General features: G+C 67.0%; 11 protein-coding genes. 4 read left to right on the top strand and 7 right to left on the bottom strand.

All coding sequences use genetic code 11. The annotated features are described in order from the left end of the window. Together ENN83_RS12435 and ENN83_RS12430 are read right to left on the bottom strand one after the other, a co-directional pair. Window positions 1–563 (bottom strand): glycosyl hydrolase (locus ENN83_RS12435; protein ID WP_287187452.1); only part of this gene is annotated, 563 nt, incomplete at its 3' end. A 177-nt stretch (window positions 564–740) separates the two neighbouring features. After that, a complete protein-coding gene (locus ENN83_RS12430; RefSeq protein WP_287187450.1) occupies window positions 741–1,514 on the bottom strand; it encodes a ZIP family metal transporter in 774 nt (257 codons plus the stop codon). Between the two features lie 104 nt (window positions 1,515–1,618). Here ENN83_RS12430 and ENN83_RS12425 point away from each other — a divergent pair, with 104 nt between their 5' ends. Next, window positions 1,619–2,782 (top strand): alpha-hydroxy acid oxidase, encoded by a 1,164-nt coding sequence (locus tag ENN83_RS12425; RefSeq protein ID WP_287187448.1) that lies wholly within the window; start codon window positions 1,619–1,621, stop codon window positions 2,780–2,782. A gap of 104 nt (window positions 2,783–2,886) precedes the next feature. Beyond that, on the top strand, window positions 2,887–3,510 hold the full coding sequence (locus ENN83_RS12420) for a 50S ribosomal protein L25/general stress protein Ctc (RefSeq protein ID WP_287187446.1): 624 nt from the start codon (window positions 2,887–2,889) through the stop codon (window positions 3,508–3,510). Window positions 3,511–3,522: 12 nt separating this feature from the next. Here the strand turns inward: ENN83_RS12420 and ENN83_RS12415 are convergent, their stop codons facing one another. Together ENN83_RS12415 and ENN83_RS12410 are read right to left on the bottom strand one after the other, a co-directional pair. After that, window positions 3,523–4,023: a hypothetical protein gene (locus ENN83_RS12415; protein ID WP_287187444.1), complete on the bottom strand. Its 501-nt coding sequence runs from the start codon at window positions 4,021–4,023 to the stop codon at window positions 3,523–3,525. A gap of 226 nt (window positions 4,024–4,249) precedes the next feature. After that, on the bottom strand, window positions 4,250–4,561 hold the full coding sequence (locus tag ENN83_RS12410) for an antibiotic biosynthesis monooxygenase family protein (RefSeq protein ID WP_287187442.1): 312 nt from the start codon (window positions 4,559–4,561) through the stop codon (window positions 4,250–4,252). An 85-nt stretch (window positions 4,562–4,646) separates the two neighbouring features. On the opposite strand from ENN83_RS12410, the gene pth reads away from it, so the two are divergent. Then, entirely contained in the window at window positions 4,647–5,327 is a 681-nt protein-coding gene (pth, locus tag ENN83_RS12405; RefSeq protein ID WP_287187440.1) for an aminoacyl-tRNA hydrolase, read from the top strand. A 10-nt stretch (window positions 5,328–5,337) separates the two neighbouring features. Next, window positions 5,338–5,715, top strand: coding sequence for a DUF2237 family protein (locus ENN83_RS12400; RefSeq protein ID WP_287187438.1), 378 nt, complete (start codon window positions 5,338–5,340; stop codon window positions 5,713–5,715). Window positions 5,716–5,725: 10 nt separating this feature from the next. On the opposite strand, the gene trpB is transcribed toward ENN83_RS12400, so the two are convergent. The 3 genes from trpB to ENN83_RS12385 all read right to left on the bottom strand — a co-directional run bounded on the left by trpB (window position 5,726) and on the right by ENN83_RS12385 (window position 8,038). After that, window positions 5,726–6,955 carry a tryptophan synthase subunit beta gene (trpB, locus tag ENN83_RS12395; RefSeq protein ID WP_287187436.1) on the bottom strand — a complete coding sequence of 410 codons (1,230 nt, stop codon included), beginning with the start codon at window positions 6,953–6,955 and terminating at the stop codon, window positions 5,726–5,728. 91 nt (window positions 6,956–7,046) lie between these two features. After that, window positions 7,047–7,385 (bottom strand): hypothetical protein, encoded by a 339-nt coding sequence (locus ENN83_RS12390; protein WP_287187435.1) that lies wholly within the window; start codon window positions 7,383–7,385, stop codon window positions 7,047–7,049. Then, window positions 7,382–8,038, bottom strand: coding sequence for a phosphoribosylanthranilate isomerase (locus tag ENN83_RS12385; protein WP_287187433.1), 657 nt, complete (start codon window positions 8,036–8,038; stop codon window positions 7,382–7,384). Before ENN83_RS12385 ends, ENN83_RS12390 begins: the two co-directional genes overlap by 4 nt. Window positions 8,039–8,199: the final 161 nt, after the last annotated feature.

The raw sequence follows: 8,199 nt of genomic DNA, 5'->3' as shown, positions 1-8,199 counted from the left end.
GCGGCGCGCGGGCGGTTCCAGTCGATATAGGCGAATTCGGTCACCCAGATCGGCCGGCGATATTCGCGATGCACCTGGATCAGCCAGCGGCGGAACGCCTCGACATCGCCATCGGTCGTGTAATAGTGGACCGCCATGAAATCGACCCGCATGCCGCGCCGCTCGATTTCGGACATGAAGCGGCGCTGCCAGGAATTCGGCCCCAGCGTCTGGTCGCGCGTGGTCGCCGGGCTGCCAAGCCTCAGCCCGCGCGCCTGCAGCCTGGGCCAGAGCGCGATGGCCTCGGCCACCGTCATTCCCGCCTGGTGATCGCCGCCATAGCCGTCGGGCTCGTTGAAGCCCAGAAGCGTGGTGACCCGCCGATCCGACTTGATCGGCTTGTTCACGTCCTTGGCCCCATGGATCATCGGCACGAAGTCCACATCGCGCCGCTGCTTCTGGCGCGACCAGATCTGGTCGGTCCGCCAGTTGTAATACCAGCCAAGCCCCGGCGCATCCTCGATCCAGCGGATCATCGTGTAGCTCGGGTTTTCCCAGGCGCCAACGCCCGCCTTCTGAGCCATGACCGGAGTCGACAGCATGAGTAGCCCCACCAGAATGGGGATGAGTTTCCTGACCATCATATACCTCGCACACCTGGAACGAGGCTAGGCAGGTCTTTGGGTAGGAATTTGGCCAGAATCGTGAATAAAGGTGAAACGGGTCCGGCACGCCTCGGGCACGCCCCTGGGGTGCAGGGATCAGCCCAGCGTCACGTCCAGCACCATCATCAGGATCAGCCCGATCGTCAGCCCAAGGGTCGCCCGGTTCTGGCGGCCATGGCGATGGGTTTCGGGAATGATCTCGTGGCTGATGATGTAGATCATCGCCCCCGCCGCGAAGGCCAGCCCCCAGGGCAGCAGATGGCTCGAGACCGCGACCGCCGCGGCGCCGACAGCACCGCCCAGCGGCTCCACGAGGCCCGTGGCCAGCGCGATCAGGAAGGCCGTTCCGCGCCGGTAGCCATGGGCGCGCAGCGCCAGCGCGACCGCCAGCCCCTCGGGCGCGTTCTGCAACCCGATGCCGATTGCCAGCGGCATTCCTTTGGCCAGATCGCCCGCACCGAAGGCCACGCCCACGGCCATGCCTTCGGGGATGTTGTGGATCGTGATGGCGAAGACGAACAGCCAGATCCGGGCCAGCGCCGCGGCCTCGGCGCCCTCGCGGCCGGCGAAGAAATGTTCATGCGGCACCAAGTCGTTCAGGGCCGCCACGGCCAGCGCACCCAGCGCGATGCCGCCCCCCGCAATCAGCGCCGCGATGGGGACGCTGCCATAAAGCGTCTCGGCCGCCTCGATCCCCGGCAGGATCAGCGAGAAGAACGAGGCCGACAGCATGACGCCCGCGGCAAAGCCCAGCATCGTGTCGTTGGCCCGGCGCGTGACGGTGCGGCCGAACAGGACCGGCGAGGCCCCCACCCCGGTCATCAGACCTGCAGCCAGCGCGGCCAGAAAGGCAATCAGCACATCGCTCATGGACCCAGCTAGGCCAAAGCATGCCGCGCCCGCAAGCGCCAAGAGCGTTGCGGGCCGCCGGTCCGATTGGTAAATCGCCTTGACCAATCTCAGGGAGACGCGCGATGCCCGTCATCACCACCATCGAGGACCTGCGCCGCATCTATGCCCGCCGCGCGCCGCGGATGTTCTACGATTACTGCGAATCCGGAAGCTGGACCGAGCAGACATTCCGCGACAACGTGTCGGACTTTGCCTGGATCCGGCTGCGCCAGCGCGTCGCGGTGGACATGGAGGGGCGCTCGACCGCCTCGACCATGATCGGGCAGGACGTGGCGATGCCGGTGGCGCTGGCCCCGGTCGGGCTGACGGGGATGCAATCGGCCGATGGCGAGATCAAGGCGGCGCGCGCGGCCGAGAGGTTCGGCGTGCCCTTCACGCTGTCGACCATGTCGATCTGTTCGATCGAGGACGTGGCGGCCCACACCACGAAACCCTTCTGGTTCCAGCTTTACGTGATGCGCGACGAGGATTTCGTGGCGCGCATCCTGCAACGCGCCCAGGATGCGCGCTGTTCGGCGCTGGTGCTGACGCTGGATCTGCAAATCCTCGGCCAGCGGCACAAGGACCTGAAGAACGGGCTGTCCGCCCCGCCCAAGCCGACGCTGCGAACAATGGCGAACCTTGCCACCAAATGGGGCTGGGGGCTGGAGATGCTGGGCACCAAGCGGCGGTTCTTCGGCAATATCGTGGGCCATGCCAGGGGCGTGAGCGATGCCTCGTCGCTGACCGACTGGACGGCCGAGCAGTTCGACCCCTCGCTCGACTGGGACAAGGTGCGCAAGCTCAAGGAGCAATGGGGCGGCAAGCTGATCCTCAAGGGCATCCTCGACGAGGAGGACGCGCGCAGGGCCGCCGATGTGGGTGCCGATGCGATCGTCGTGTCGAACCATGGCGGGCGACAGCTGGACGGGGCGCTGTCCTCGATCCGCGCACTGCCGGGGATCGTGCGCGCGGTGGGCGATCAGGTCGAGGTGCATTTCGATGGCGGCATCCGCTCGGGCCAGGATGTGCTCAAGGCGCTCGCGCTGGGGGCGAAGGGCACCTATATCGGCCGGGCCTTCGTCTATGGCTTGGGCGCGATGGGCGAGGCGGGCGTCACCCGCGCGCTGGAGGTGATCCACAAGGAACTGGACACCACCATGGCGCTGTGCGGGCGCAAGTCGGTCGCGGCGCTGGACCGCGACATCCTGCTGGTGCCCGAGGATTTCGAGGGCAGATGGGCCTGATCGCCCGGTTTTGCCCTTCCCAATCGGCGCGGTCTCGGCTATGGGCACGGCTTCAACCGGGCATACACCCTTGGAGGATGCCCAGAACCGCAGGAGAATGACCAATGGCTGGTGAGATTCCGGATCTCTTCGCCACGGAACGGACGGGGACAGGCAAGGGGGCCGCCCGTCGGGCTCGTCGTGAGCAACTCGTTCCGGGCATCGTCTATGGCGGCGGCACCGATCCGCTGCCGATCAATCTGAAATACAACGAGTTGCTCAAGCGCCTGAAGGCCGGCCGCTTCCTGTCGACGCTGTTCAACCTCAAGGTCGACGGCCACGACGACGTGCGGGTGATCTGCCGCGGCGTTCAGCGCGACGTGGTCAAGGACCTGCCGATCCATGTCGACCTGATGCGCCTGCGCCGCACCTCGCGGATCAACCTCTACATCCCGGTCGAATTCGTGGGCCACGAGAAATCCCCGGGCCTGAAACGCGGCGGCGTGCTGACCGTGGTGCGTCCCGAGGTGGAACTGATGGTGACCGCAGGCGAGATCCCCGAGAAGCTGGTTGTGGACCTGTCGGGTCTGAACGTGGGCGATATCGTCCACATTTCGGACGTGGCCCTGCCCGAGGGCACGCGCCCCACGATCACCGACCGCGATTTCGTGATCGCGAACATCTCGGCACCGTCCGGCCTGCGCTCGGCCGATGGCGAAGCCGAGGAGGGCGAGGGCGAGGAAGGCTGACACCTTCCCCCGTTATGGATCGGAGCGGGGCCCTGCGGGGCCCCGTTTCCGTTTCGACCGGACGGGCGCCTGGAACCCTTGCGGCGTGTCAGGCGTGATCGTGCCCAGCAGGCCCGGCAGGCTGGTGCAGAACCGGTGCATCCGCAGCGCGGACTCGCTGCCCGCCTCCGTGCGCACGCCATCGGGCCACCAGGTATCCAGAAGATCGCTCTGGCTGGCCGCGGCGATCACCGGGCGCAACTGCCGGGACTCGAACTCCTCGACCCAACCGGCCTGCAACCACAATTGCTGACGCGCCCGTGACCAGGTGCCCGGCCCGTCCAACGCGTCAAGCACGCGCCAATGTTGCGCGATCATGTCCCGCGCCCAGGCGACACAGAGGATCCCGGCCTCGAGCCTTGCGGTATCGGACAGGTCGGCGCCGTCCGCCGGGGCGGCAAGGGGCGCAAGTTCGGCCAGCGTCGCATCGGGGTCGAAGGGGGCTGCGCCTGCCATCGCGGGCGTGCCCAGCATCAGGGCCGCAAGAGCGAGGGCCGAAAACCCGTCCCTGCCCCGCCGCAAAGCCCGGGAAAGCCGGAAAAGGAAATGCCACATGCGCGTCGCCTCGCTTTTCCACGAGACTCGGGGCGGCGGGGTTTCCAATTCCTTGTCCCGGCGCACGCGCGCAACGCGGCAACGGCTCCACTGCCCGTTTCACAGGCGTTTGCCGCCGAAATGCGCAGAAAAGACGCGGCAGACGTCAGGACAGATGCTGCACCGACTCGAAGATCTCCAGCTCTGGCGGCTCGATATAGAGGTCGGACGGCCCCTTGGCCCCCTTGTGCGCGGCCCGGAACGCCTCGGATTTCGTCCAGGCGGAAAACGCGGCCTCGCTGTCCCAGAAGGTATGTGAGGCATAAAGGCGATAGCCGTCCTTTGCGGGCCCCTTCAGCAGATGGAAGGCGACGAAGCCCGGCACGGATTTCAGATGGCTGTCGCGGCTCTTCCAGACCGTCTCGAACGCCTCTTCGCTGCCCGGTTTCACCTTGAAGCGGTTCATCGTCAGATACATCGCGCGTGCCTCCCGGTCTTGCCGCTCTGGAATCCGCGGCCAGTTCACGGCATCAAGGGCAAAAGTTCAAGCAGGGAGAGCGCTCATGCGCCTGTTCGTGGGGCTCGGCAATCCGGGCGCGAAATATGCGGCCAACCGGCACAATATCGGCTTCATGGCCGTGGACCGGATCGCCGCCGATCACGGGTTCGCACCCTGGCGGGCCAAGTTCCTGGGCCAGATGGCCGAGGGGCGGCTGGGGAACGAGAAGGTCGTGCTGCTGAAACCCGAGACCTACATGAACCGCTCGGGCGATTCGGTGCAGGCGGCGGCGCAGTTCTACAAGCTGACCCCGGCCGATCTGACCGTGTTCCATGACGAGCTGGACCTTGCGCCCGGCAAATGCCGGCTCAAGCAGGGCGGCGGGCATGCAGGGCATAACGGGCTGCGCTCGATCCAGGCCCATATCGGGCCGGATTTCGAGAGGGTCCGGCTGGGCATCGGGCATCCGGGCCACAAGGACCGGGTTTCGGCCTATGTTCTCAGCGATTTCGCCAAGGCCGACCAGGACTGGCTGGATGACCTGATGCGCGGGATTTCCGAAGGCGCGGTGGTGCTGGCCGAGGGGGACGGCGCGCGGTTCCTGAATGCCGTCGCGCTGCGCACCGCCCCGCCGCGCAATGCAGGGCGCGAGACCGAACAACAGCCCGCGCCGATCAGCGCCGCAGAGCCCGCGCCTGAAGACGGCCGCTCGGCGTTGCAGAAACTGGTGGACCGCTTCAGGTAGGAGAAGGACGATGGCGAACCAAAGGGCCGCTTCGATCAACGTTCTGGGCGGGCCGCTGGCCCCCTGTTCATCGACGCCGCTGACCGGGTTCTATCGCAACGGCTGCTGCGACACCGGCCCCGAGGACCGCGGCAGCCACACCGTCTGCGCGGTGATGACCGCCGAATTCCTGGCCTATTCCAAATATGTGGGCAACGACCTGTCGACACCGCGCCCGGAATGGGGGTTTCCGGGGCTGAAACCGGGCGACCGCTGGTGCCTGTGCGCGGGCCGTTTTCTTCAGGCCCATGACGAGGGCTGCGCGCCGCGGGTCGATCTGGCGGCCACGCATGAGGCGGCGCTGGAGATCGTGCCGCTGGACGTTCTGGAACGCCACGCCCTGCCCTGATCCCGCGCCTTCAGTGCCCGCCCATGTCGAAGCCCAGATGGCGGGCGACGGTAAAGATGTCCTTGTCGCCGCGGCCGCACATGTTCATGCAGATGATGTGATCGGCGGGCAGGTCCGGGGCGATCTTGGCGACATGGGCCAGCGCGTGGCTGGGTTCCAGCGCGGGGATGATGCCTTCGGTCTCGCAGCACAGCTGGAAGGCCGTCAACGCCTCGGCATCGGTGATCGCGACATATTCGGCGCGGCCCGTCTCGTGCAGCCAGGCATGTTCCGGCCCGATGCCGGGATAGTCGAGCCCGGCGGATATCGAATGGCCTTCGAGGATCTGGCCGTCCTCGTCCTGCAACAGATAGGTGCGGTTGCCATGCAGCACGCCCGGCCGCCCGCCGGTCAGGCTGGCGCAATGCTCCATGCGGTCGTCGACGCCATGCCCGCCCGCCTCGACCCCGATGATTCGCACCGAGCGGTCATCGAGGAAGGGATGAAACAGCCCCATCGCGTTCGACCCGCCACCGATCGCGGCGACCAGGGTGTCTGGCAAGCGGCCCTCGGCCTCGAACATCTGGGCCCTGGCTTCCTTGCCGATGATCGACTGGAAGTCGCGCACCATCGCCGGATAGGGATGCGGCCCCGCGACCGTGCCGATGCAGTAGAAGGTGTCGCGCACATTGGTCACCCAGTCGCGCAGCGCGTCGTTCATCGCGTCCTTGAGCGTGCCCCGGCCGGAGGTGACGGGAACCACTTCCGCGCCCAGAAGGCGCATGCGGAAGACGTTGGGCGCCTGGCGCTGCACATCGGTTGCGCCCATGTAGACCACGCATTTCAGCCCGAACTTGGCGCAAACCGTCGCCGTGGCGACGCCATGCTGGCCCGCGCCGGTCTCGGCGATGATGCGGGTCTTGCCCATGCGGCGGGCAAGGATGATCTGGCCCAGCACGTTGTTGATCTTGTGCGCGCCGGTATGGTTCAGCTCGTCGCGCTTCATGTAGACCTTGGCGCCGCCCAGCCGGTCGGTCAGCCGTTCCGCGAAGTAAAGCGGGCTGGGCCGGCCGACATAATGCTTCCACAGGAACTCCATCTCGTCCCAGAAGCTCTGGTCGGTCCTGGCGTGCTCGTACTGCGCCTGAAGCTCGAGGATCAGCGGCATCAGCGTCTCAGACACGAAGCGCCCGCCGAAGATGCCGAACCGGCCCCGTTCGTCCGGGCCGGTCATGAAGGAATTGATCAGATCGTCGGCCATCTCGCGCGCTCCTCCTCGGTCGAGCCCTGTCTATCGCGTGTCCCCGACGCGGTAAAGCCAGCCCCTTGCCGGTCGCGCGGGGGCCGGACCGTCACCGTTCGGTGCAGAAGATGCGGGTGAAGGCCCCGATACAGGTGGCGCTATCGGTGTCACCCAGCCGGACCTCGGCACGCGAGAACAGCACCTTGTCCTCATAGTCCAGCGCGATCAGCGAGCGGATCAGTTGCGCGCATTGCACCCGGCCCAGCTTGCAAGTGGCCAGCAGGATCGCCTCGACCGGATCGGCCGCCGCCTCTGGATCGGCGGCGTCGATCCGCGCCAGAAGCCGGGCTTCGAGCGCGGCCTTGAAATCGGCCTCTGTCGGCTTGGTGAAGGCCATGACCAGCGCGCCAAGCACCAGCACCGCAATCAGTCCGGCAAGCCCCTTCATTGCGTTTCCTCCCCGCGCGCGGCCGCGATGAACCGCGCTATCATAGCCGCATTCTTGACCCCCGGCGCGGATTCCACGCCGGAGGACACATCCACCTGCCGCGCCCCGGTCAGCCGGATCGCCTCGGCCGCATTGTCGGGCGTCAGTCCGCCCGCCAGCATCCAGGGCACCGGCCAGCGCCGCCCCGCGATCAGCCGCCAGTCGAAGGACAGCCCGTTACCGCCGGGCAGCGCGGCGTCCCTGGGCGGCTTGGCATCCACCAGAAGCTGGTCAGCCACCCGGGCGTATTCGGTGAGACCGGGCAGATCGCCCTCGTCTGCCACGCCCACCGCCTTCATCACCGGCAGGCCGAATCGCACGCGGATCTCGGCCACGCGGTCGGGGCTTTCATGGCCGTGCAGTTGCAGCATGTCGATCGGCACCCGGTCGAGGATCGCCGCCAGCGTTGCGTCCTCGGCATCGACCGTAAGCGCCACCTTGGCGATCCCGGGCGGCACCTCGCAGGCAAGGGCGCGGGCGGCCTCCGTCCCGAGATTGCGGGGCGATTTCGAGAAGAAGACGAAGCCCAGATAGGACGCATGCGCAGCAACTGCGGCCGTCACGGCCGCTGGCTGCGTCACACCACAGATCTTGACCCTGACATCGGACGCCATGGCGTCGTCTAGCCGGTCTTGCCGTCCGTCTCAAGCAACGCGAGGATCTCGTCGCGGCCTTCGGTCCTGTGCTTGTCGGCCTTGACCTTGTCGAGTTCGCGCTTGAGCTTGGCCGCCTCGCGGCGCTGACGGCTGGCCTGCGCGCGGTACTTGCTCTCGCG

Origin of the sequence: Rhodovulum sp. (assembly GCF_011048875.1) — a bacterium.
Classification (GTDB): domain Bacteria; phylum Pseudomonadota; class Alphaproteobacteria; order Rhodobacterales; family Rhodobacteraceae; genus Rhodovulum; species Rhodovulum tesquicola.
The sequence above is the reverse complement of the archived record's forward strand: the minus strand, read 5'-3'. Positions and strand labels throughout refer to the sequence as shown.